The following is a 21,745-nucleotide window of genomic DNA, read 5'->3' as shown; positions in this document are numbered from 1 at the left end:
CCATGAAACAAAATTTAAAAGTGAATTTAGTCTGGCTTGGTCTTTTGGTCGCAGGTTTTGCCTTGATCCAAGTCTTAGTAGCAGCGGGTGTGCTCAACCTCTTTTATATCCAAATTTTGGAACAAATTGGGATTAATATCATCCTTGCTGTTGGTTTGAACCTCATCGTTGGTTTTTCAGGTCAATTCTCACTCGGACATGCTGGATTTATGGCGATTGGTGCCTATTCTGCAGCCATTCTCGGTTCCAAATCACCAACCTACGGGGCTTTCTTTGGTGCGATGGTTTTAGGTGCTTTGATCGCAGGTCTCGTTGCCTTGATCGTTGGGGTTCCAACCCTTCGTTTGAAAGGGGACTACCTCGCGATTGCGACACTGGGGGTTTCTGAAATCATCCGGATTTTGATCGTCAATGGGGGTACTCTGACAAATGGTGCCGCTGGGATCCTTGGTTTGCCAGCCTTTACAACCTGGCAATTGGTTTACCTTTTTGTCGTGATTACAACCATCTTTACCATCAACTTCTTACGCAGTCCAATTGGACGTTCTACCCTTTCTGTTCGTGAAGACGAAATCGCAGCAGAATCTGTTGGGATCAATACGACCAAAGTCAAAGTTATTGCCTTTGTTTTCGGTGCGATCACAGCGGCGATTGCTGGATCTCTCCAAGCTGGCTTTATCGGCTCCGTTGTTCCTAAAGATTATTCTTTCACCAATACTATTAATGTCTTGATCATTGTCGTCTTTGGTGGTTTGGGATCAATGTCAGGAACAGTTGTGGCAGCCATCGTCTTAGGGATCTTGAACATGGTGCTTCAAGACTTCTCAAGTGTACGTATGATCATTTACTCATTGGCTTTGATTCTCGTGATGATCTTCCGTCCAGGTGGTCTTCTTGGAACATGGGAATTCAGCTTGAAAAAACTACTCTCAAAAAAGGAGGCTAACTAATGGCACTTCTTGAAGTAAAAAATTTAACAAAAAACTTTGGTGGTTTGACAGCCGTTGGGGATGTGACCATGGAACTCAATGAAGGGGAATTGGTTGGGTTGATCGGGCCCAACGGTGCCGGTAAAACAACCCTCTTCAACCTCCTAACAGGAGTGTATGAACCAAGTGAAGGGACCATTACCTTAGATGGTCACCTATTAAATGGTAAAGCACCTTATAAAATTGCTGCAGGTGGTCTGGGACGGACTTTCCAAAATATTCGTCTCTTTAAAGATTTGAGCGTTTTGGACAATGTCTTGATTGCCTTTGCCAACCACCACAAACCACATGTCTTTGCAAGTCTTTTCCGCTTGCCAAGCTATTACAAGAATGAAGAAGCTTTGAAAGCAAAAGCCCTTGAATTGTTAGCCATTTTCGGTTTGGAAAAAGAAGCAGATACTTTGGCGAAAAACTTGGCTTACGGACAACAACGTCACTTGGAGATTGTTCGTGCCCTTGCGACAGAGCCAAAAATCCTCTTCTTGGATGAGCCTGCTGCAGGGATGAACCCTCAAGAAACAGCAGAATTGACCCAATTGATCCGTCGTATTCAAAAAGAATTTAATATTACGATCATGCTGATCGAGCACGATATGAGCTTGGTCATGGAAGTAACCGAACGGATTTATGTATTGGAATATGGTCGCTTGATTGCTCATGGTACGCCAGATGAAATCAAGAACAACAAACGCGTTATCGAAGCATATCTAGGAGGTGAAGCCTAATGTCTATGTTAAAAGTTGAAAATCTTTCTGTACACTATGGCATGATCCAGGCTGTCCGTGATGTCAGTTTCGAGGTAAATGAAGGAGAAGTTGTTTCTCTTATCGGTGCTAACGGTGCTGGGAAAACATCTATTCTTCGTACCATTTCAGGTTTGGTGCGTCCAAGTGCTGGGAAAATTGAGTTTTTGGGTCAGGAGATTCAAAAGGTTCCAGCTCAAAAGATTGTAGCAGCAGGACTCTCTCAAGTTCCAGAAGGTCGCCACGTCTTTCCAGGCTTGACCGTTATGGAAAACTTGGAAATGGGAGCTTTCTTGAAGAAAGACCGAGAAGAAAACCAAGCTAACTTGAAGAAGGTCTTCTCCCGTTTCCCGCGTTTGGAAGAACGGAAGAACCAAGATGCAGCCACCCTATCTGGTGGGGAGCAACAAATGCTTGCAATGGGTCGTGCCCTCATGTCGACGCCAAAACTTTTGCTCCTGGATGAACCTTCTATGGGATTGGCCCCAATCTTTATCCAAGAAATCTTTGATATCATCCAAGATATCCAAAAACAAGGAACAACTGTTCTCTTGATTGAACAAAATGCCAACAAGGCCCTTGCCATCGCAGACCGCGGTTATGTTCTCGAAACAGGGAAAGTCGTTCTTACCGGAACAGGAAAAGAACTCTTAGCCTCAGAAGAAGTCCGCAAGGCCTACCTTGGTGGATAAGATTTTTAAAGTTTGTTTGAAAGGAAAGGTCCTAAAGGCCTTTCTTTTTTCATCTCTCTTGTTTGATTTTTCTAAATTTTGAAAACAAGAGAAAACTGCTGAAAGCGTTTGAAATCATTCTAAAAATCAAGTATAATAAAACTAAGAAAAGCATAGGAGAATGATTATGGCTGTTAAAGATTTTATGACCCGTAAAGTAGTGTATATTAGTCCAGATACAACAATTGCTCATGCGGCAGATTTGATGCGGGAACAAGGCTTGCACCGCTTGCCAGTCATTGAAAATGATAAATTGGTCGGCTTGGTGACAGAGGGCACGATTGCAGAAGCAAGTCCATCTAAAGCAACAAGCTTGTCTATTTTTGAGATGAACTATCTGTTGAACAAGACCAAGGTCAAAGATGTCATGCTTCGTGATGTCATTACTGTCTCTAAATTTGCCAGCCTCGAAGATGCGACCTATCTCATGTATAAGAACAAGGTGGGAATTCTTCCGGTTGTAGACAATGACCAAGTATCCGGTGTCATCACAGACCGTGATATTTTCCGTGCCTTCCTCGAAGTATCCGGTTATGGAGAAGAAGGAGTTCGTGTTCGCTTTGTGACAGAAGATAAGGTTGGTGTTCTAGAACAAATCATTCATTTGATTGTAGAAGAAGGATACAATATCGCCAATACAGTCAATATCCCAACCAAAGATGATCATGTCGTTATCGAAGTTCAGATTGATGGCATTACCGATACGGAAGTTATCAAGAAGAAATTTGAAGAAAATGGTATTCGTGTGGATGAAATTAGTCGCACATCTGCAAAAGCCTTTTAAATAAAGAAAGAGCCTGAGATATTCTCAGGCTCTTTGTTTTAGCGAGCAATGGGTTGCTTGTTGGTATCCAAGGTAAATCCTTCTCCTAGGATTTCGTGGGCTTCTGTAATGGTAATGAAGGCAAATGGATCGATCTTATTGATGATATCTTTCATTTGTTTCATTTCATTCCGTGAGACCACGCAGTAGACAATCTTCATTTCTTGTTGGCTATAATAGCCCATGCCGTTTACGAAGGTGACTCCTCGGCCCAAATCAGTCGTGATTTGTTTGGCAATTTCATCCGGTTTAGATGTAACCACGAGGAATCCTTTTCCTGCAAAACCTCCTTCACCGACGATATCAATGACGACGGTGTCAATCAGGATAAAGAGGAGGGTGTAGGCTGCAATTCGGAAGTCCTTAAAGACGATCAAAACAGTTGTCAAGACGATGGCATCCACAATCAACATGAGGCGTCCCATGGAAAGCGTCGTGTACTTGTTAAAGATACGTGCGACAATATCGGTTCCACCTGTTGTTCCTCCAGCGTTGAAGATAATCCCCAGTCCAGTTCCAAGGATAACCCCTGATCCGATACAGGCCAGAAGGATATCTCCATCAAGAGCCGTAAAGACTGCAGTTTGAAGATGATGACTTCCAGGGATCAGCTCGAAGATGGCCATCCAAATAGAGACCGAAAAAGTTCCAATCAAACTGAGATAGAGGGATCGGAGCCCCAGTAATTTCCAGGCTAGGAAAAAGAGGGGAATATTGATGGCCAAGTTCATGACCGAAACGGGAATTTTAAAGAGGTAGTAGGTAATCAGGGTAATCCCTGTAGCTCCTCCCTCATAAAAGTGAAATGGAATGACTAAAAAGAAGATTCCAAAAGAAAAAATGCCAGCCCCCAAAATAATGGCCAGAATATTTTTTGCCTTAAACATGCTCGTTCTCCTATTCATTTTTCACCATACATTTTACCAAAAAAAATGAAAAATAGGAAATAATTTTCATCAATTTTCACGAATTCGGACAGGATTTTTACCCCTATTTTTGGTAAAATAAAAAGAAGTGATGCATGCTAGAGAAATGAGTATAGAAAGTTAAGATAAGAGAATGAAACAGGGAACATTAATTTCAATTGAAGGCCCAGAAGGTGCAGGGAAATCCTCCGTTTTAGAAGCCTTGCTACCACGCTTGGAAAAGGCAGGGATTGCCTATATTACCACGCGGGAGCCAGGGGGTGTCGAAATAGCAGAAAAAATACGCGAGGTCATTCTAGATCCATCCCATACGGAAATGGATCCCAAGACAGAATTGCTTCTTTATATCGCCAGTCGTCGCCAACACTTGGCAGAACGTGTCCTTCCAGCTTTGAAAGCAGGGAAGCTAGTTATCATGGATCGTTTTATCGACAGTTCGGTAGCATACCAAGGCTTTGGGCGTGGATTAGCAGTAGCAGATATTGAATGGTTGAACCAATTTGCGACTGATGGTCTGAAACCCAATCGGACCTTCTACTTTGACATTGATGTAGAAGAAGGGTTGGCGCGAATTGCTAAGAGTGCTAGCCGTGAAGTCAATCGCTTGGATCTAGAAGGACTCAGTCTCCATCAGAAAGTCCGTCAAGGCTATCTGGCCATCCTCGAAAAAGAACCACAACGTGTGGTGAAAATTGATGCCAGTCAACCTTTTGACCAGGTGGTCGAGGATACTTGGCTATTATTGAAAGAAGTCTTGGAGATTAGTGAATGAAGTTAGAACAAGTGCAAAAACTTCAACCTCAGTTAGTCGATCGCTTCCAAGCTATTTTAGAACAGGACCGCTTGAGCCACGCCTATCTCTTTACAGGAGATTTTGGCAGTTTTGAGATGGCCCAGCTCTTGTCCCAAAGTCTCTTTTGTACGGACAAGAAGGGTGTTTGGCCCTGTGGGACTTGTCGGGCTTGTCGCTTGATTGAAGAGGATGAATTCTCAGATGTAACGGTTGTCCGACCGGTCAATCAAATCATCAAAACGGATCGGATCCGGGATTTGATCCAGCATTTTTCTCAGTCAGGCTACGAAGGATCCAAGCAAGTCTTTATCATCTGCGATGCAGACCGGATGCATGTCAATGCGGCCAATTCCCTCCTCAAGGTGATTGAAGAACCTCAGAGTGAAGTTCATATTTTTCTGCTGACAGCAGATGAGCAACTGGTTCTCCCGACCATAAAAAGTCGGGCGCAGCAGGTCCATTTTCCAAAAAACCAAGATTTCCTAAAAGAGTATCTCCTTCAGGAAGGTCTCTTGCTTCAACAAGCAGATCTGTTAGCCAACTTTAGTCAAGGTTTCCAAGAGGCTCAAATTCTCGCTCAGAATACCTCCTTTTTCGATCTGGCGAGGGAGTGTGAGCGTTTCGTTGCAGCTTGTCTAAAAGCAGATCCGCATATCTACTTACTGGTCTCTCGCTTGGTTCAAGAGACGGATGATAAAGAAAAGCAGGCCCAAGCTTTTCGCTTGTTGGAATTGCTCTTTGCACGCTCCATCAGTCAGTCCTTAGGAAGAGACTATCTAGAAAAATTGGTCTTGGCCAAACTGATGTGGGAACGGAATGTGAGTTTTCAAAATGCTCTCGAGTATATGGTCCTACAGTTGAAAAATAGAAGGTAAAGAGATGAATAAAAAAGAATTATTTGATGCTTTGGATGGCTTCTCCCAGGAATTGCTGGTTACATTAGCAGAGGTTGAAGCTATTAAGAAAAATCTCAAACTCATTGTCGAGGAAAATACAGCTCTGCGTCTTGAAAATGATAAATTGAGAGAGCGCTTAGGAGAAGTGGAGAAAACCAGCTCTCCTAAATTCCATCGCAATGGTCGTGAAAATTTACAAAGAATTTACAATGATGGATTTCATGTTTGTACAGACTCCTATGGTCAACGTCGTGAAAATGATGAAGAGTGTATTTTCTGTGATGAATTGTTATTTAGGGAGTAAACATGCAGATTCAACGAAGTTTTAAAGGGGATAGAGCGACAGGGACTCTCTTTTTAGTGCCAACCCCAATTGGCAATCGGGATGACATGAGCTACCGCATGATCCAAACTCTAAAAGAGGTGGATCTGATAGCGGCGGAAGATACACGCAATACAGGACTCTTGCTCAAGCATTTTGAGATTGCGACACCACAAACCAGCTTTCACGAGCACAATGCTATGGAGAAAATCCCTGATTTGATTGCTCATTTAGAGTCTGGAAAGGACCTGGCCCAGGTTTCGGATGCAGGACTGCCTAGTATTTCGGATCCAGGTCACGACCTGGTCAAGGCAGCGATTGAGCGAGAAATCCCTGTTGTGGCAGTTCCTGGTCCGAGTGCCGGCATTACTGCCCTAATTGCCAGTGGTCTGGCACCCCAGCCCCATATTTTTTATGGTTTTCTTCCACGCAAGGAAGGGCAGCAAAAGGCCTTTTTCCAAGAGAAATTGGCCTATCCTGAGACCCAGATCTTTTATGAGTCTCCGCACCGAGTTCGTGCGACGCTTCAAAATATGCTGGCAGTTTATGGGAATCGTCCAGTTGTCCTGGTCCGAGAACTGACCAAGATCTATGAAGAGTACACGAGAGGGACCATCACAGAGTTAGTGGCTTACCTAGAGGAAAATACCCTCAAGGGGGAGTGCCTTCTGATTGTAGAGGGAGCCAGTGAGCAGGAGCCAGATCTAGAAGAAGTGGATCTGATCCAAGAGATTGATCTACTGGTCCAGTCTGGTATGAAAAAGAACCAAGCGATTAAACAGGTTGCCAAACAATTCGGGCTACAAAAGAGTGAACTTTATGCCCGTTACCACCAAGAGGAAGAAAAAGGAGAGTCTGATGGAAATTAGAATGGCCTATCCCAATGAAATCAATCGGATTATGGAAATCATCCAAGATGGCAAGGATAGCTTAGCTGCAGCTGGCGTGGACCAATGGCAGGATGGTTATCCCAATCAAGAAATCATTTTTGAGGATATCCTAGAAAGCCGTGGTTATGTAGCTGTAGAGAATCAAGAAGTCGTAGCCTATGCCGCTCTCTATAAGGGAAATGAAGCTGCTTATAATGACATTTATGAAGGAAAATGGGAACATGATAATTATCTCTATATCAGTTTCCACCGGGTCGCTGTTGCCAAAGAAGCCGCAGGTCGAGGAGTAGCCCAAACCTTCCTTCAAGGTTTGATCGAAGGAGAAAAGGGCCCAGATTTCCGCTGTGATACCCATCCTGACAACAAGGTCATGCAACACCTTTTAGAGAAGTTAGGCTTCCATTACTGTGGGAAGGTACCAATTGATGGGGTTCGTCTCGCTTATCAGAAGATCAAACGAAAGGCAGAAACCAGCCTCTTCCAAGTGATTAGCGAAGATGATCGTTGGGACTACCGTGCAGAACAGTCTCAAAATGACTAGTTTTTATCGGCAACTCTATCAGAGTCCCTTGGGACCTCTATCTATTGTGGTGGATGAAGACAGCCTAGTAGGGATCTGGTTTTGTGACCAAGCCAATTGTGAGCAGGGGCTTGAGCATATCGAAGCAGCTTGTCAGCCACTTCATGAAGCTGTCTTTGAATGGCTGGATCAGTACTTTTTAGGGGAAAATCCTTCCATGCCCTTTCCCCTGTCTCCTCAAGGGACAGACTTTCAACAAAGGGTTTGGGCCTATCTAGCTCAGATTCCCTATGGGGAGAGTCGGACTTATGGAGAGATTGCCCATGCCTTGTCTTGCAGATCGGCTCAAGCCATCGGTCAAGCAGTAGGTCGGAATCCCTTGCTCCTCCTCATCCCGTGTCACCGGGTGCTGGGGACGGAGAAAAAGTTGACAGGCTATGCGGCTGGACTAGATCGCAAGCGTTGGCTGTTGCATCATGAGGCCATAACTTGGAAAGAATAAGGAGAAAAGATGTTATCATTTATTGAATACCCAAAATGTTCAACCTGCCGCAAGGCGAAATCGGAGTTAACGAGCTTAGGCTGTGAGTTTGATTGCCAAGATATCGTGGTGGACACACCGACCAGTGAGCAACTACAAATCTGGATCAAGGAGTCTTCACTACCAATCAAATCATTCTTTAACACCAGTGGGATGAAGTATCGGGAATTGGACTTGAAAGACAAGGTGGATCAGCTTTCGGTAGAAGAAGCGGCAGACCTTTTAGCTAGTGATGGTATGCTGATCAAACGCCCTCTTTTAGTGAAGGACGGAAAAGTTGTTCAAGTGGGCTACCGGAAACCATATGCGGACCTAGGTTTGTAAGAAAAAAGGGAGTTGGACTCCCTTTTAATTCTGTCTTGAAGATGATATAATCATACGAGTGAAATCAATGAAAGAGAGTCAATCATGAGTATTTTAGAGGTGAAAAATTTAAGCCACGGCTTTGGAGACCGGGCTATTTTTGAGGATGTGTCCTTCCGCTTGTTAAAGGGAGAGCATATCGGTTTGGTTGGAGCCAATGGTGAAGGGAAATCCACCTTCATGAGCATCGTGACATGCAAGATGCAGCCTGACGAAGGGAAGGTCGAGTGGTCTAAGTATGTGACCGCTGGCTATCTGGACCAGCATGCTGTTCTAAAAGAAGGGCAGACGGTGCGTGATGTTTTACGGACAGCTTTCGACGAGCTCTTTAAAGCAGAGGCTCGCATCAATGACCTCTATATGGAAATGGCTGAAGATGGAGCGGATATGGATGCTCTTATGGAAGAAGTCGGAGAGCTCCAGGATCGATTAGAGAGTCGGGATTTCTATACCTTGGATGCCAAGATCGATGAGGTGGCGCGTGCTCTTGGGGTCATGGACTTTGGCATGGAGACGGATGTGACGGCTCTTTCAGGTGGGCAGCGGACCAAGGTCCTCTTGGCCAAACTCTTGCTAGAAAAACCTGATATCTTGCTACTAGATGAGCCAACTAACTACTTGGATGCGGAGCACATCGATTGGCTCAAGCGCTACTTGCAGAATTATGAAAATGCCTTTGTCCTTATTTCCCACGATATTCCTTTCTTGAATGATGTAATCAACATCGTCTACCATGTGGAAAATCAACAGTTGACCCGCTATTCTGGGGACTATTACCAATTCCTCGAAGTCTATGAAATGAAGAAATCGCAATTGGAAGCGGCTTATGAGCGCCAACAAAAAGAGATTGCTGACCTCAAAGATTTCGTGGCCCGTAATAAGGCGCGTGTGGCAACGCGGAATATGGCCATGTCTCGTCAGAAGAAGCTGGATAAGATGGAACTCATTGAGTTGCAAAGCGAGAAACCAAAACCTTCCTTTGAATTTAAAAATGCCCGCACACCTGGACGCTTTATCTTCCAGGCCAAGGATCTCCAAATTGGCTATGAACGTCCCTTGACCAAGCCTTTAAACTTGACCTTCGAGCGCAATCAAAAGGTAGCCATTATCGGAGCTAATGGGATCGGGAAAACCACTCTTTTGAAGAGTCTTTTAGGAATTATCCCTCCAATTGCTGGTGAAGTCGAGCGCGGGGATTATCTTGAACTTGGCTACTTTGAGCAAGAAGTTGAAGGGGGAAATCGTCAGACCCCGCTAGAGGCAGTCTGGAATGCATTTCCAGCTCTCAACCAAGCAGAAGTCCGTGCAGCCCTTGCTCGCTGTGGTTTGACCACCAAGCATATCGAGAGCCAAATTCAGGTACTATCTGGTGGGGAGCAAGCCAAGGTACGTTTCTGTCTTTTAATGAACCGTGAAAACAATGTCTTGGTACTAGACGAGCCGACTAACCACTTGGATGTGGATGCCAAAGATGAATTGAAACGGGCCCTTAAGGAATACAAGGGATCAATCCTCATGGTTTGCCACGAGCCAGACTTCTATGAAGGCTGGATGGACCAAATCTGGGACTTTAATGAATTGACGTAAACACAAAAAGAGAACCGCGAGGTTCTCTTTTGCTTATTTCTTGAAATCATAGTCTTTTACGATTTCCATTTTTTCAATTTTGACATCTTCTTTTGGTTTGTCTTTGTCGTTTGTTTCAACTTCGGCGATTTTGTCGACTACATCCATGCCGTCGATGACTTGTCCAAAGACAGTGTAGTTCCCACCATCAAGGGTAGGGTTCCCACCATTCTTATAGGCTTCGATGATTTTAGCAGGGAAGCGCTCAGTTGGAAGCTTGCTGGACCAGTCTTCTTTATTTTGGTTAATATAGAATTGGCTACCATTTGTATTTGGTCCAGAATTGGCCATGGCTAAAGCACCACGAAGATTGTAGAGGTAAGGGGAGTATTCATTTTCAAAGCCTGCTCCTGAATCTTTAGAGGTATCTTTTCCTTTCCAAATGGACTCACCACCTGTACCATCTCCTTTAGGATCTCCTGTTTGGACCATAAAGTTATTAATTACGCGGTGGAAGATGAGGCCATTATAATAGCCATCCTTAGCGTGGGTTAAGAAATTCTCAACGGCTAAAGGTGCGTATTTTGGAAAGAGCTTAACGGTAATGTCCCCTTTGTTGGTCGTGATTTTCACGACAGCTTCATCTTCAGCAACTTCGTTGGAGAGCTGAGGAAAGACCGCATTTTCATTGGTCATCGCATCTTGGATATCCTTACGAAGCTGATCTAATTTCTTTTGTTCACTAGCATCTACGCTAGAAGTAGTTGATTGCTTAGTTTCTGAAGCCGAGCTAGAGGATGTCTTTGTATCTGATTGATTAGAGCCACATCCTGCCAAAGCTAAACCGGAAAATACAAGTAGGGCAATTAATTTTTTCATATTAATCCTTTCAACACATTAGTCTATCCTCTATTGTACCTTAATTTTCCATTTGATTCAAATCTAGCCTTGGAATGAGGCGATATTCAGCTTGCGGGCCTATGAAAAATGAGGTATGATGGGAGGTGAACTATCTTGTTGGGATAATGAGCATTTATTAAATCTAACAAAGAAATTTCTCTTCTTAAGGTAAAATTTGTATCATTCTGTATAAAAAAGTAGGAGCAAGGAAATGAAAAAGTGGATTAAGGAACATATAGAATTTATTACGATAGTTACCCTCTTGTTGATTTTAGCTTCAGTAGTTTTTTATAAGTCAAGCTTTGACACCTTGCCTAAAAATGAATTACCAAAGATTACGTTTGTAAGTCTATCTAAAATGAAGCGGTCTGATATTCAACTATTCGGGGATAAAAATCAATATGTTCTAGCACCTACTAATGCCTATTTGAGTGTTGGAAAAAAATATGCCGCTACTTACGAAAGAAAATTAGCTGAAGTTTCTGAACGATCTATGACAAATATTCAAATAAAGGGAGAGTATTGGAACTTAATTCTTTATAATTTGGAAAAAGATGATCTGCCAGAGCGAAAGTTGGATATTTACCGAATTGTTCGTGATTATAATAAATACAGTCTGCCAAAAGAACTGTTTGGATTTTACTACCGCAATGGTGTCAGTTATTTCGGAATAAGATTGGAAGACCTGTCGCACAAAATTCCTACTTTTAAGGATGTATATCTAAATTTAGAAACAGAAAAAATTGAAGATTTTCCAATGGATACTAAATTTTCTCAGGACTCAGATATTTACGCGCTATCCCGTGCAACAAATTTTGATGAAGTCATACACACAAAGAAATATTTAAATCCTGAAAATTCCATAGTTTCAGGTATTTCATATAATGTAATTTCAGAGAAAGATATCAATCTTTACACTCTTTATCCTGATCTAGAATCAAAAATTATAAGAAAAGGATGGACGCTTTCTATTCGTTCTGATAAGGTCACACAGGAGGAGGTATTTGAAACTCTTCTTCACTGGTTTGCACCAAAAGGGCAAGATCTTTTGACTGTTTATGCCTATAATGATGACTTCTCAGTATCTGATACTCAAATTCATAATAGTCAAGAGGCCAAGACGTGGTTGGAACAGCATCCGAAACTTCGTGAGGAAATTATGGGAGAGAAAACCATTGAGAAAAATGAGGAGAAGTAGAGGATGAAAAAACGACTAGTAAGATTCAATTGTTCGATTTAGGAGAAGCTGATTTCTTCAAAAATCGAATCATGAATAGGAGGATACAAGATGGATTATAAAACTCTACGCAAAAACTATAGACTCTATATTAGATCTGCTGGCTTGTTGGCAATGCTTTTGATTTTTTGCATTGGGTTCGTGGTCAGAGATACCCTTCTTCAGACTGCTGGCCTCTTATTGGTCCTTGCAGGCTTGTTTTTATTTATCCACTTGCTCAAGAAAAGCTATACCAACAAGTGCAACACCTTGCTCCATGTAGACTTAGATTTAGCTTTTTGGCAACAATACCTTCAGTTGAACAAGAATGTGAAAAAGCCCATTTTACAGATAGATATGAAGCTGACATCAGTCGCCTATTCTTTTATGATGGGAGATTTCGATACTGTCATAAAAGAAGCTAGGGAAGCACTCAGTCAGAAGGAACTACCGCAGAAATATAAGAATTTTTTTGAGAGTTATCTTATTCATTCGATCGTGCTGACAGATCCTGATTTGTCCAGGGAAGAGCTGGAGGCTAGGCTAAATAGTTTGACCATTACAGACCCTACACTAGCTGAGAAAACTAAAAAGGTCTGTCTCGCTCTTTATGATTTAACCATTGCCCACCAAAGCAATGACTATTTCGAAGATTTATGTAATGATTTCAAGTACCAGCAGTTGGAAATTATCTACTACCAAGCCTTGAATGCAACTCTTAAAGGCGATAAGTCTAGAGCGGAAGAGCTCTTTCGCAAGTTGGTTTCAGAAGATGAGTCGCTCTATATCGTTCGAAAGGCGCAACAATACTTGAAGGATGAGGGGAATTATCTATAAATCCTCCAATCAAAACAGAATTTTTCCAAATGAAGGTATAAAAAGGTAAAGAGAGATAGGATTAAAATGGAGAAACAGATGACAACTATTTCAGATATACTAGAAAAATTTTATGCAGATCACGAGGTGAAACCTTATATTTCGCTTGAGAGAGACTTGGAAGCTTGGTTGTTGGATCCAAAGCCTGTTTCTAAACGAAACATGGAGTTGCTCCAAGATGGCTTGCTTGCGGGGGATATCATTCTCTTGTGGCGGATCCATTTTGGAACATTTACGACGGAGACTTGGTTTCCTAAGTACTTCGAATACACTTATGGGATTCATGCGCCGGAACATTTGAAGGCTTTGGTAGATAAGGGGTATGCTGTTATCGAATCCGCTTTTGATTCGCTGGACCATATCAATGCGACCATGAAAAAAGCCATTCTTAAAAAGAAGGGAGTCGCGGGCTTGTCCAAAATGAAAGCAGCCGATTTGAACCAAGCTTTATCGAATCACTTTACCGAAGAAGAGTTGGCACAAGAGTTCACAGTTCGGGGCTATCAGTTGACGGAAAAAGGAAAACAAGCGCTGAAAGATCATCAAGCCATCATCGACCGTCACCCAAAGAAAAATCTATAAGTAACAGTGCCTGTGAGGTACTGTTTTTTGTTGTTTATATCGCAGATGAGAGAAAAGGATTTTACTAGAGAACTAGTCTAGAAATATGGTATAATAAAGGTTATGGCAAACAATAATCAATCAAAGAAAACACGGTCGACAAGACGACTGTCTAAAGCAGAAATAGAAAGAAAAAAAGCAATTCGCCGAATGATCATGACGATTGTCCTAACTCTCGTCTTCATTTTCGCCTTTTTACGATTAGGAGCCTTAGGCTTAGTGACCTACAACCTTATCCGTCTCTTGGTAGGTAGTCTGGCTTACGTAGCGATGACGGCTGTTATTTTCTACCTCTTCTTTTTCAAATGGATTGAGAAGCATGAGGGGACCTTGTCTGGCTTTTTAAGTCTTTTTGCAGGCTTGCTACTGATCTATCAAGCTTACTTTGTCTCCCTCTTGAAACTTGAAGGCTCTTCTTTTGGGCCAACCTTCTCACGTATCTTAGGGGACCTCGTGCACCTTCGCGTCTCTTCTTTTGCAGGAGGAGGACTACTAGGAGCAATCTTATATACGCCGATTGCCTTCTTGCTCTCGAACATCGGGACTTATTTCATTGGAGGACTCTTGATCGTATTAGGACTTCTCTTGATGAGTTCTTATTCGGTTTATGATTTGTATGAGCAGGCTGTCGCAGCTTTTCACTCCTTTATGGAAAAACGGGAAATTCGTCGCCAAGAGCGCTTTGTCGAGCGTGAAGAGAAGAAGGCCCTTCAAGCAGAAGCAGAGGAGGCTGCCCGCATCGAGCAACTTGCAGAAGCTAGTCCCATGAGTACAGAAGGCTATCCTGTAGATTTTGAGACAGGTGAGGTCATGGAACCTGTGACCGAAACAGAAGCACCTGCAGAGGAGGCCTACCCTCAAATTTATCTACCAAATGAAGAGGAAGGCTACTCGGAAGAATGGTCGGACGACTCCCCAGAGGAGCTTGAAGAAGTTTCAGAAGAGGAGGATATGGATGAAGAAGTCACTGTAGACTTCACGCCTAAGGAACTCCTTCAATACAAACTTCCAACCATTGATCTCTTCGCACCTGACAAGCCGAAAAATCAATCCAAAGAGAAAAATATCGTTCGTCAGAATATCCGCATTTTGGAAGAGACCTTTGCAAGTTTCAATATCAAGGCGACAGTGGAGCGGGCGGAAATCGGCCCCTCTGTCACTAAGTATGAAGTAAAACCGGCTGTCGGTGTGCGGGTCAACCGCATCTCCAACCTAGCAGATGATTTGGCCTTGGCCCTAGCAGCCAAGGATGTGCGGATTGAAGCACCGATTCCAGGGAAGTCTCTGGTCGGGATTGAGGTGCCCAACTCAGAGATTGCGACCGTTTCTTTCCGTGAATTGTGGGAACAGTCCAAGACAGACCCAGCCAAACTCCTTGAGATTCCTCTTGGAAAGGCTGTAGATGGCTCAGCTCGGACCTTTGATTTGGCTCGGATGCCCCACCTCTTGGTAGCGGGTTCGACCGGATCTGGTAAATCAGTAGCGGTTAATGGGATCATTTCGAGTATCTTGATGAAGGCCCGTCCGGACGAAGTCAAGTTTATGATGGTCGATCCAAAGATGGTGGAGCTTTCTGTCTACAATGATATTCCTCACCTTTTGATCCCAGTTGTGACCAACCCACGCAAGGCCAGTCGTGCCCTGCAAAAAGTTGTCGATGAGATGGAAAATCGCTACGAGCTCTTCTCGAAAGTAGGCGCTCGCAATATTGCTGGCTTTAATGCCAAAGTGGCTGAGTACAATGCCCAGTCTGAGATGAAGCAAGTGCCCCTTCCATTGATCGTGGTCATTGTCGATGAGTTGGCAGACTTAATGATGGTCGCAAGTAAAGAAGTGGAAGATGCTATTATTCGCCTCGGACAGAAGGCGCGTGCAGCAGGGATCCACATGATCTTGGCAACCCAACGGCCATCGGTTGATGTTATCTCAGGTTTGATCAAGGCCAATGTACCTTCCCGTGTCGCTTTTGCGGTATCATCCGGGACCGACTCACGGACCATCTTGGATGAAAATGGAGCGGAGAAATTGCTCGGTCGTGGAGACATGCTCTTTAAACCGATTGATGAAAATCATCCGATCCGTCTACAGGGATCCTTTATCTCAGATGACGATGTGGAGCAGATTGTCAACTTCGTCAAAGAGCAAGCTGATGCGGATTATGATGATGCCTTCGATCCAGGTGAAGTATCTGAGTCAGACTTTGATGGAGGTATGGGTGGCTCAGACGAAGGCGATCCACTCTTTGAAGAGGCTAAGGCGCTCGTGATTGAAACTCAAAAAGCCAGTGCTTCCATGATTCAGCGCCGCTTATCGGTTGGTTTTAACCGGGCCACTCGCCTCATGGAAGACTTGGAAGCGGCAGGTGTTATTGGACCAGCTGAAGGAACCAAGCCAAGAAAGGTCTTACAGACCAATTAATCTTTCTTTAAATGAAGAAGGAATGAGATATTTGACAATAGCAAAAACCTGCCTGTACAAGGGGCAGGTTTTGTTTACGATAAAAAAGAAAAGGACAGCAGATGCATCTCGATACCATTCACCACATTGCCATTATTGGCCACGATTATGACAAAACCAGAGAATTCTATGTAGATAAGTTAGGCTTTGAACCTTTAGACGAACACCATCGACCAGAAAAGCAGGATATTCTCTTTAACATTCGAAAGGGAAACCTGACCTTGGAAATATTTATCAAACCAGATGCCCCCAAGAGACCCTTTCTCCCTCATCCAGAGCATACAGGCCTTCGTCATCTAGCTTTTAAAGTGGAAGATGTTCAAGCCTGTCTAGCAGAGTTTGACCAATTAGGAATTCCTCATACAGAGCTACGGTTGGATGATTTTGATGGGCGCAAAATGGCCTTCTTCTTTGATCCAGATGGCTTGCCTCTTGAACTTCACGAATAGGTCTACACAATCTTCGGTCTCTAGTCCCAAGCCAGAAGACATTCTTTTTGCTAAACTAGATACAGAAAAAAGAAAGAAGAAAATATGGAAGAGAAGCGATATAGCGGGCTAACGAATGAGCAAGTCCAAAGCAGAATCAGAGAAGGAAAACAAAATCGAGTAACCATCACGGCAGAAAAGTCGACAAGAGAGATTATTTATTCAAATATCTTTACCTATTTCAACCTGGTTTTTGGTATTTTAGCTATCTTATTGATACTAGTACGGTCTTGGAACAATATGTTATTTGTTCCTATTGTGGTCGTTAACTCCTTGATTGGGATTGTTCAAGAATTGCGCTCCCGTCGGATTTTGAATAAGATGCGCCTTCTTCAAGTGGAGAAAGCTCGAGTGATTCGTGAAGGAGAACGGCTGGATCTTCCTGTCGACCAGGTGGTAGAGGGGGATGTCGCCTTGTTCCAAGCAGGGGATCAGATCTATGCGGATGCCAAGGTTCTGGATGGCTCGATCATGGTCGATGAGTCTCAATTAACAGGTGAAGCAGATGAAATCCCTAAAGGTGAGAATCAGAAACTCATGTCAGGAAGTTTTGTTATCTCAGGTCAAGCAGTTGCCGTCTTAGAACAAGTAGGAGATGCGTCTTATATTAATCAGCTGAGTCTATCTGCTAAGAAAGTCAAGGGACACGAAGAATCCGAAATGGTTCATGCTGTGGATAGTCTCGTCCGAATGATCGGAATGATTCTCATCCCGATTGGCTTGCTCTTGTTCTTGCAGAGCTATCTAGGAAATCAAGACTCCCTCAAAGTTAGCATTACCTCTATGGTTGGTGCCATCATTGGGATGATCCCAGAAGGACTCTACCTCTTAATGACCCTGGCCTTGGTGCTTGGAGCAACCCGCTTAGCCCTTCAAAAGGTCCTACTCAACAGTATGAAGGGGATTGAAACCCTATCCCGTATCGACGTCCTTTGTCTAGACAAGACGGGAACCATTACCGAACACAGGATGCAGGTGAGTGAGCTCCTCCCCTTGGCACTAGATGAAAAAGAAGGCAAAGAAATATTAAGCCACTATCTCCAGGCCAGTGAAGATCGGAATGATACCATCACGGCCATTCGGCAGTATCACTCAGTCCAACCCACCCAAGTATGGACCGTTCAAGACCGTCTTCCTTTTTCATCTAAGAAGAAATTTGGGGGCCTTCAGTTCCAAGAAGGCATTTACCTATTAGGGGCACCGGATGTTTTGCTTCGAGATGATCTCCATGCTTACCAAGAAATCTGGCAGCGAGAGATTGAACGGGGGGCGCGTGTCCTTATTTTGGGGCATTACCAGGGGGAGCAATTGACGGAAGTATTAGAAGCTCCAGTCCTTCCCCTTCTAGCCTTGGTCTTGGAGAATCCTGTACGATTGACTGCCCCTGAAACTTTCGCCTATTTCCAAAAACAAGGGGTGACCATCAAGGTTATTTCAGGGGATCATCCTGTGACAGTTGCCGCCGTAGCTCAAAAAGCAGGTATTCCTAATGCAGATCAAGTGGTCGATGCTAGTCAGCTTAAGACATATGAGGAGGTAGTAGATGCAGCACGGACCTACACAGTCTTTGGACGAGTTAGTCCAGAACAAAAACAAATCCTCGTAGAGAGCCTGCAGGCGGATGGTCATAAGGTTGGGATGACAGGGGATGGGGTCAATGACATTCTCGCTATGAAAAAGGCAGATTGTAGTATTGCTATGAATACGGGCCACGATGCGACCAAAAAGGTGGCCCAGGTTGTGCTTTTAGATTCGGACTTCTCTCACATGCCTTCGATTGTAGATGAAGGTCGCCGAGTGGTCAACAATATTCAGCGTTCGGCGAGTCTCTTTTTGGTCAAGAATATCTTTTCAATATTATTGGCAATTTTGGCCATTCTCTTTCATTTCACATATCCTATCCAGGCTTCTCAGATGTCCTTGATCAGTGGATTTACCATCGGAATCCCCGGTTTCTTACTAGCCCTGGAGAAGAATCGATCCCGGATAGAAGGAGACTTTATGGAAACAGTGATAGAGCAAGCTCTTCCAGCTGCCTTGACCAATCTCATATCAGTCCTTTTTCTTGTGGTTCTGGGTCCTTTCCTTGGATTAAGTCAGGAAGATATTTCGACCATCTCAATTTACCTGCTGGCTTTGATTGGCTTTACAAAAGTATACCAACTCAGCCTTCCCTTTAATCATGTAAAATTGGGCATCATCCTTCTTAATGTAACTGGATTTTGTCTGTCGGTCTTTGTATTTTCTTCCATTTTTAATCTCAGCCACCTTCATCTAACTGGCTGGATCTTGACCCTTGTCCTAGGACTGGTCATGGAAGGAGTCTTATGGGTGATGAATCGTCTTGTCTATACCTTGGTGACCCATCTGCATAAGTCCAGAAACAAATAAAAAAAAACGGTATTAGCTAAATCATCTTGGATCTAGTTAATACCGTTATTTTATTATTAAAATCAGATAAAGAGACTAATCGTCATGATGAGGTATAGGAAGAAGGTAATGAGAAAACCTGCTCGCCAAAAGTACTTAAAAAATTTCGGATAGTAAAAGCTATGTCTCTTTTTCAAGAAATAGATAGTCAAGCCGATAGCTAAGAGGGACAAGGCCAATAACAATTGCGGCAACAAATTATGATAGTAGGCCGCATCTGAAATTAAATAGTATTCAAGCGCGAACAGAGGAAAAGCTAGATCGGCAAAATTCCAGCCATATCGACGCAGTTTAAAGACTCGAATAATAATCCCACTGAGAATCAGGGTCAAAAAAATAAATACAAGGGAAGCAACTTTTATTAACATACCTCCATTTTATCACAAAAGTAAAAAAAGTGTGATGGAAATGAAATTTTTTCTTGCATTCGGAAGAAAATAGTGTATAATAGAAAGGTATGCGCAGAGCATACTTGTGGGAGGTAAAAATCTGTAATTACCGCCAAAACCACAAAGGAGGATTTAAGAAATGGCTAAAAAAGTCGAAAAACTTGTAAAATTGCAAATCCCTGCTGGTAAAGCTACTCCAGCTCCACCGGTTGGACCAGCACTTGGTCAAGCAGGTATCAACATCATGGGATTCACTAAAGAGTTTAACGCTCGTACAGCTGACCAAGCTGGTATGATTATCCCAGTTGTGATCACTGTTTATGAAGATAAATCATTTGATTTCGTTACAAAAACACCACCAGCTGCTGTTCTTTTGAAAAAAGCTGCAGGTGTTGAAAAAGGATCAGGTACACCTAACAAAACGAAAGTTGCAACAGTTACTCGTGCGCAAGTACAAGAAATTGCTGAAACTAAGATGCCAGATTTGAACGCTGCAAACATTGAGTCTGCAATGCGTATGATCGAAGGTACTGCTCGTTCTATGGGATTCACTGTTACTGACTAATTGTAACAATCCTATTTGCCCGCAATACACTTGATCATGAGACGAGTGACGTGGGAGATGAAAATCGATATGACCACATTACAAGGAGAAAGATAAAATGGCTAAAAAAAGCAAACAACTTCGTGCTGCACTTGAAAAAATCGACAGCACAAAAGCATACAGCGTAGAAGAAGCTGTAGCTCTTGCAAAAGAAACTAACTTTGCAAAATTTGACGCAACTGTAGAAGTTGCTTACAACTTGAACATCGACGTGAAAAAAGCTGACCAACAAATCCGTGGTGCAATGGTATTGCCAAACGGAACTGGTAAAACTGCTCGCGTTCTTGTATTTGCACGTGGTGCAAAAGCTGAAGAAGCAAAAGCTGCTGGTGCAGACTTCGTTGGTGAGGATGACCTTGTTGCGAAAATCAACGATGGTTGGTTGGACTTCGACGTTGTTATCGCTACACCTGACATGATGGCTCTTGTTGGACGTCTTGGACGTGTCCTTGGACCACGTAACTTGATGCCAAACCCTAAAACTGGTACTGTAACAATGGATGTTGCTAAAGCAGTTGAAGAGTCTAAAGGTGGTAAAATCACTTACCGTGCAGACCGTGCAGGTATCGTACAAGCGATCATCGGTAAAGTGTCATTTGACGCTGACAAATTGGTTGAAAACTTCAAAGCTTTCAACGATGTTATCCAAAAAGCAAAACCAGCTACAGCTAAAGGTACTTATGTAACTAGCTTGACTTTGACTACAACTCAAGGTCCTGGTATCAAAGTGGATGTTAACTCACTTTAATTAGAAATCAAAGCTACCTTCGGGTAGCTTTTTTGACAATTCTTTCACTTAATTCTAAAAATATATCTAACTTCTGGCAGGGAATTGAAGTTGGAAGGTTTAAAATATTTTTGATAAATATCACTATATAAAAAACGCTTTTTGTGGTAAAATAATACAGATTAAAGAAGGAGTGACAAAATGGTAGAACCTAAGTATAAACGTATTTTAATTAAGTTATCAGGTGAAGCATTAGCTGGTGAGCGTGGTGTCGGAATTGATATCAAAACGGTTCAAAAGATGGCCCTTGAAATCAAAGAAGTTCATGACCTTGGAATTGAAATTGCTCTCGTTATCGGTGGAGGAAATCTCTGGCGTGGAGAACCTGCGGCGGAAGCAGGTATGGATCGCGTTCAAGCAGATTACACTGGAATGCTTGGAACAGTTATGAATGCCTTGGTGATGGCGGATTCTCTTCAACAGGTTGGAGTAGATACGCGTGTCCAAACAGCGATTGCCATGCAACAAGTCGCTGAGCCTTATATCCGCGGCCGTGCCCTTCGTCACTTGGAAAAAGAGCGTATTGTTATCTTTGGTGCAGGCATTGGTTCTCCATACTTCTCAACGGATACAACGGCTGCTCTTCGTGCCGCTGAAATTGAAGCAGACGCAATCTTGATGGCTAAGAATGGTGTTGACGGCGTTTATAATGCTGATCCAAAGAAAGACAAGACAGCTGTGAAGTTTGAAGAATTAACTCACCGTGATGTCATCAATAAAGGCCTTCGTATCATGGATTCGACAGCATCGACCATCTCAATGGACAATGATATTGACTTAGTCGTTTTCAACATGAATGAGCCAGGGAACATCAAACGCGTTGTCTTTGGAGAAAATATCGGTACTACTGTTTCTAATAATGTAGAAAAATAAG

At 43.1% G+C, this 21,745-nt stretch carries 24 protein-coding genes; 21 read left to right on the top strand and 3 right to left on the bottom strand.

The window, feature by feature from the left end; all coding sequences use genetic code 11:
* Positions 1-2: 2 nt before the first annotated feature.
* From L0M85_RS03575 to L0M85_RS03560, 4 genes are all read left to right on the top strand, one after another.
* Positions 3-950, top strand: coding sequence for a branched-chain amino acid ABC transporter permease (locus L0M85_RS03575; protein WP_048689708.1), 948 nt, complete (start codon positions 3-5; stop codon positions 948-950).
* Positions 950-1,714 carry an ABC transporter ATP-binding protein gene (locus L0M85_RS03570; protein ID WP_048689704.1) on the top strand — a complete coding sequence of 255 codons (765 nt, stop codon included), beginning with the start codon at positions 950-952 and terminating at the stop codon, positions 1,712-1,714. The genes L0M85_RS03575 and L0M85_RS03570 overlap by 1 nt, the downstream gene beginning before the upstream one ends.
* Positions 1,714-2,424, top strand: coding sequence for an ABC transporter ATP-binding protein (locus tag L0M85_RS03565; RefSeq protein WP_003005434.1), 711 nt, complete (start codon positions 1,714-1,716; stop codon positions 2,422-2,424). Before L0M85_RS03570 ends, L0M85_RS03565 begins: the two co-directional genes overlap by 1 nt.
* A gap of 166 nt (positions 2,425-2,590) precedes the next feature.
* Positions 2,591-3,247, top strand: coding sequence for a CBS and ACT domain-containing protein (locus tag L0M85_RS03560; protein WP_048789562.1), 657 nt, complete (start codon positions 2,591-2,593; stop codon positions 3,245-3,247).
* 38 nt (positions 3,248-3,285) lie between these two features.
* Here L0M85_RS03560 and L0M85_RS03555 read toward each other — a convergent pair whose 3' ends face one another.
* Positions 3,286-4,173, bottom strand: coding sequence for a YitT family protein (locus L0M85_RS03555; protein WP_048689693.1), 888 nt, complete (start codon positions 4,171-4,173; stop codon positions 3,286-3,288).
* A gap of 172 nt (positions 4,174-4,345) precedes the next feature.
* On the opposite strand from L0M85_RS03555, the gene tmk reads away from it, so the two are divergent.
* The 8 genes from tmk (at position 4,346) to L0M85_RS03515 (ending at position 10,124) form a co-directional block, all read left to right on the top strand.
* Positions 4,346-4,984, top strand: a complete 639-nt coding sequence (tmk, locus tag L0M85_RS03550) for a dTMP kinase (RefSeq protein WP_048715350.1) — start codon at positions 4,346-4,348, stop codon at positions 4,982-4,984.
* Positions 4,981-5,880 carry a DNA polymerase III subunit delta' gene (locus L0M85_RS03545; RefSeq protein ID WP_048789563.1) on the top strand — a complete coding sequence of 300 codons (900 nt, stop codon included), beginning with the start codon at positions 4,981-4,983 and terminating at the stop codon, positions 5,878-5,880. Before tmk ends, L0M85_RS03545 begins: the two co-directional genes overlap by 4 nt.
* 4 nt (positions 5,881-5,884) lie before the next feature.
* Positions 5,885-6,205, top strand: a complete 321-nt coding sequence (yabA, locus tag L0M85_RS03540) for a DNA replication initiation control protein YabA (RefSeq protein WP_023024026.1) — start codon at positions 5,885-5,887, stop codon at positions 6,203-6,205.
* A gap of 2 nt (positions 6,206-6,207) precedes the next feature.
* Positions 6,208-7,092, top strand: a complete 885-nt coding sequence (gene rsmI, locus L0M85_RS03535; RefSeq protein WP_048789564.1) for a 16S rRNA (cytidine(1402)-2'-O)-methyltransferase — start codon at positions 6,208-6,210, stop codon at positions 7,090-7,092.
* Positions 7,082-7,654, top strand: a complete 573-nt coding sequence (locus tag L0M85_RS03530) for a GNAT family N-acetyltransferase (protein ID WP_125334783.1) — start codon at positions 7,082-7,084, stop codon at positions 7,652-7,654. The genes rsmI and L0M85_RS03530 overlap by 11 nt, the downstream gene beginning before the upstream one ends.
* Positions 7,647-8,135: a methylated-DNA--[protein]-cysteine S-methyltransferase gene (locus L0M85_RS03525; protein ID WP_125334781.1), complete on the top strand. Its 489-nt coding sequence runs from the start codon at positions 7,647-7,649 to the stop codon at positions 8,133-8,135. The genes L0M85_RS03530 and L0M85_RS03525 overlap by 8 nt, the downstream gene beginning before the upstream one ends.
* 9 nt (positions 8,136-8,144) lie before the next feature.
* Positions 8,145-8,498: an arsenate reductase family protein gene (locus L0M85_RS03520; RefSeq protein WP_238656502.1), complete on the top strand. Its 354-nt coding sequence runs from the start codon at positions 8,145-8,147 to the stop codon at positions 8,496-8,498.
* A gap of 84 nt (positions 8,499-8,582) precedes the next feature.
* A complete protein-coding gene (locus L0M85_RS03515; RefSeq protein ID WP_238656501.1) occupies positions 8,583-10,124 on the top strand; it encodes an ABC-F family ATP-binding cassette domain-containing protein in 1,542 nt (513 codons plus the stop codon).
* A gap of 33 nt (positions 10,125-10,157) precedes the next feature.
* On the opposite strand, the gene L0M85_RS03510 is transcribed toward L0M85_RS03515, so the two are convergent.
* The gene (locus tag L0M85_RS03510; protein ID WP_238656500.1) at positions 10,158-10,982 is read right to left on the bottom strand and encodes a peptidylprolyl isomerase; all 825 of its coding nucleotides are present in this window, start codon (positions 10,980-10,982) and stop codon (positions 10,158-10,160) included.
* Between the two features lie 232 nt (positions 10,983-11,214).
* Between L0M85_RS03510 and L0M85_RS03505 the strand changes: the two genes are divergently transcribed.
* The 6 genes from L0M85_RS03505 to L0M85_RS03480 all read left to right on the top strand — a co-directional run bounded on the left by L0M85_RS03505 (position 11,215) and on the right by L0M85_RS03480 (position 19,052).
* Positions 11,215-12,201, top strand: coding sequence for a hypothetical protein (locus L0M85_RS03505; RefSeq protein WP_238656499.1), 987 nt, complete (start codon positions 11,215-11,217; stop codon positions 12,199-12,201).
* A 90-nt stretch (positions 12,202-12,291) separates the two neighbouring features.
* Positions 12,292-13,056, top strand: a complete 765-nt coding sequence (locus L0M85_RS03500) for a hypothetical protein (RefSeq protein WP_238656498.1) — start codon at positions 12,292-12,294, stop codon at positions 13,054-13,056.
* Between the two features lie 78 nt (positions 13,057-13,134).
* Positions 13,135-13,677 carry a hypothetical protein gene (locus tag L0M85_RS03495; protein WP_238656497.1) on the top strand — a complete coding sequence of 181 codons (543 nt, stop codon included), beginning with the start codon at positions 13,135-13,137 and terminating at the stop codon, positions 13,675-13,677.
* Between the two features lie 102 nt (positions 13,678-13,779).
* Positions 13,780-16,134 carry a DNA translocase FtsK gene (locus tag L0M85_RS03490; protein WP_238656496.1) on the top strand — a complete coding sequence of 785 codons (2,355 nt, stop codon included), beginning with the start codon at positions 13,780-13,782 and terminating at the stop codon, positions 16,132-16,134.
* A gap of 101 nt (positions 16,135-16,235) precedes the next feature.
* Positions 16,236-16,622, top strand: a complete 387-nt coding sequence (locus L0M85_RS03485) for a VOC family protein (RefSeq protein ID WP_238656495.1) — start codon at positions 16,236-16,238, stop codon at positions 16,620-16,622.
* 84 nt (positions 16,623-16,706) lie between these two features.
* Positions 16,707-19,052, top strand: a complete 2,346-nt coding sequence (locus tag L0M85_RS03480; RefSeq protein ID WP_238656494.1) for an HAD-IC family P-type ATPase — start codon at positions 16,707-16,709, stop codon at positions 19,050-19,052.
* Positions 19,053-19,114: 62 nt separating this feature from the next.
* On the opposite strand, the gene L0M85_RS03475 is transcribed toward L0M85_RS03480, so the two are convergent.
* Positions 19,115-19,459, bottom strand: a complete 345-nt coding sequence (locus L0M85_RS03475; protein WP_135782627.1) for a DUF3397 family protein — start codon at positions 19,457-19,459, stop codon at positions 19,115-19,117.
* Positions 19,460-19,619: 160 nt separating this feature from the next.
* Between L0M85_RS03475 and rplK the strand changes: the two genes are divergently transcribed.
* The 3 genes from rplK (at position 19,620) to pyrH (ending at position 21,744) form a co-directional block, all read left to right on the top strand.
* Positions 19,620-20,045, top strand: a complete 426-nt coding sequence (rplK, locus tag L0M85_RS03470) for a 50S ribosomal protein L11 (protein ID WP_006595850.1) — start codon at positions 19,620-19,622, stop codon at positions 20,043-20,045.
* Between the two features lie 97 nt (positions 20,046-20,142).
* The gene (gene rplA / locus L0M85_RS03465) at positions 20,143-20,832 is read left to right on the top strand and encodes a 50S ribosomal protein L1 (RefSeq protein ID WP_006595851.1); all 690 of its coding nucleotides are present in this window, start codon (positions 20,143-20,145) and stop codon (positions 20,830-20,832) included.
* A 180-nt stretch (positions 20,833-21,012) separates the two neighbouring features.
* Positions 21,013-21,744, top strand: coding sequence for a UMP kinase (gene pyrH / locus L0M85_RS03460; protein ID WP_006595852.1), 732 nt, complete (start codon positions 21,013-21,015; stop codon positions 21,742-21,744).
* The last annotated feature ends 1 nt before the right edge of the window (position 21,745 follow it).

The organism is Streptococcus sp. DFI.7.26, from assembly GCF_022240605.1.
In the GTDB taxonomy this organism is placed as follows: Bacteria; Bacillota; Bacilli; order Lactobacillales; family Streptococcaceae; genus Streptococcus; species Streptococcus xiaochunlingii.
Note: the sequence above shows the minus strand (reverse complement) of the source record. Positions and strands in the feature narration are given on the sequence as shown.

Excerpts from the sequence above, each read along its gene's own strand:
- yabA (WP_023024026.1), top strand. The coding sequence starts at position 5,885 with ATGAATAAAAAAGAATTATTTGATGCTTTGGATGGCTTCTCCCAGGAA.
- L0M85_RS03560 (WP_048789562.1), top strand. The coding sequence starts at position 2,591 with ATGGCTGTTAAAGATTTTATGACCCGTAAAGTAGTGTATATTAGTCCA.
- L0M85_RS03505 (WP_238656499.1), top strand. The coding sequence starts at position 11,215 with ATGAAAAAGTGGATTAAGGAACATATAGAATTTATTACGATAGTTACC.
- L0M85_RS03530 (WP_125334783.1), top strand. The coding sequence starts at position 7,082 with ATGGAAATTAGAATGGCCTATCCCAATGAAATCAATCGGATTATGGAA.
- rplK (WP_006595850.1), top strand. The coding sequence starts at position 19,620 with ATGGCTAAAAAAGTCGAAAAACTTGTAAAATTGCAAATCCCTGCTGGT.
- pyrH (WP_006595852.1), top strand. The coding sequence starts at position 21,013 with ATGGTAGAACCTAAGTATAAACGTATTTTAATTAAGTTATCAGGTGAA.
- rplA (WP_006595851.1), top strand. The coding sequence starts at position 20,143 with ATGGCTAAAAAAAGCAAACAACTTCGTGCTGCACTTGAAAAAATCGAC.
- L0M85_RS03490 (WP_238656496.1), top strand. The coding sequence starts at position 13,780 with ATGGCAAACAATAATCAATCAAAGAAAACACGGTCGACAAGACGACTG.
- L0M85_RS03495 (WP_238656497.1), top strand. The coding sequence starts at position 13,135 with ATGACAACTATTTCAGATATACTAGAAAAATTTTATGCAGATCACGAG.
- L0M85_RS03555 (WP_048689693.1), bottom strand. The coding sequence starts at position 4,173 with ATGTTTAAGGCAAAAAATATTCTGGCCATTATTTTGGGGGCTGGCATT.
- L0M85_RS03575 (WP_048689708.1), top strand. The coding sequence starts at position 3 with ATGAAACAAAATTTAAAAGTGAATTTAGTCTGGCTTGGTCTTTTGGTC.
- L0M85_RS03510 (WP_238656500.1), bottom strand. The coding sequence starts at position 10,982 with ATGAAAAAATTAATTGCCCTACTTGTATTTTCCGGTTTAGCTTTGGCA.
- rsmI (WP_048789564.1), top strand. The coding sequence starts at position 6,208 with ATGCAGATTCAACGAAGTTTTAAAGGGGATAGAGCGACAGGGACTCTC.
- L0M85_RS03480 (WP_238656494.1), top strand. The coding sequence starts at position 16,707 with ATGGAAGAGAAGCGATATAGCGGGCTAACGAATGAGCAAGTCCAAAGC.
- tmk (WP_048715350.1), top strand. The coding sequence starts at position 4,346 with ATGAAACAGGGAACATTAATTTCAATTGAAGGCCCAGAAGGTGCAGGG.
- L0M85_RS03570 (WP_048689704.1), top strand. The coding sequence starts at position 950 with ATGGCACTTCTTGAAGTAAAAAATTTAACAAAAAACTTTGGTGGTTTG.
- L0M85_RS03520 (WP_238656502.1), top strand. The coding sequence starts at position 8,145 with ATGTTATCATTTATTGAATACCCAAAATGTTCAACCTGCCGCAAGGCG.
- L0M85_RS03545 (WP_048789563.1), top strand. The coding sequence starts at position 4,981 with ATGAAGTTAGAACAAGTGCAAAAACTTCAACCTCAGTTAGTCGATCGC.
- L0M85_RS03475 (WP_135782627.1), bottom strand. The coding sequence starts at position 19,459 with ATGTTAATAAAAGTTGCTTCCCTTGTATTTATTTTTTTGACCCTGATT.
- L0M85_RS03500 (WP_238656498.1), top strand. The coding sequence starts at position 12,292 with ATGGATTATAAAACTCTACGCAAAAACTATAGACTCTATATTAGATCT.
- L0M85_RS03525 (WP_125334781.1), top strand. The coding sequence starts at position 7,647 with ATGACTAGTTTTTATCGGCAACTCTATCAGAGTCCCTTGGGACCTCTA.
- L0M85_RS03485 (WP_238656495.1), top strand. The coding sequence starts at position 16,236 with ATGCATCTCGATACCATTCACCACATTGCCATTATTGGCCACGATTAT.
- L0M85_RS03565 (WP_003005434.1), top strand. The coding sequence starts at position 1,714 with ATGTCTATGTTAAAAGTTGAAAATCTTTCTGTACACTATGGCATGATC.
- L0M85_RS03515 (WP_238656501.1), top strand. The coding sequence starts at position 8,583 with ATGAGTATTTTAGAGGTGAAAAATTTAAGCCACGGCTTTGGAGACCGG.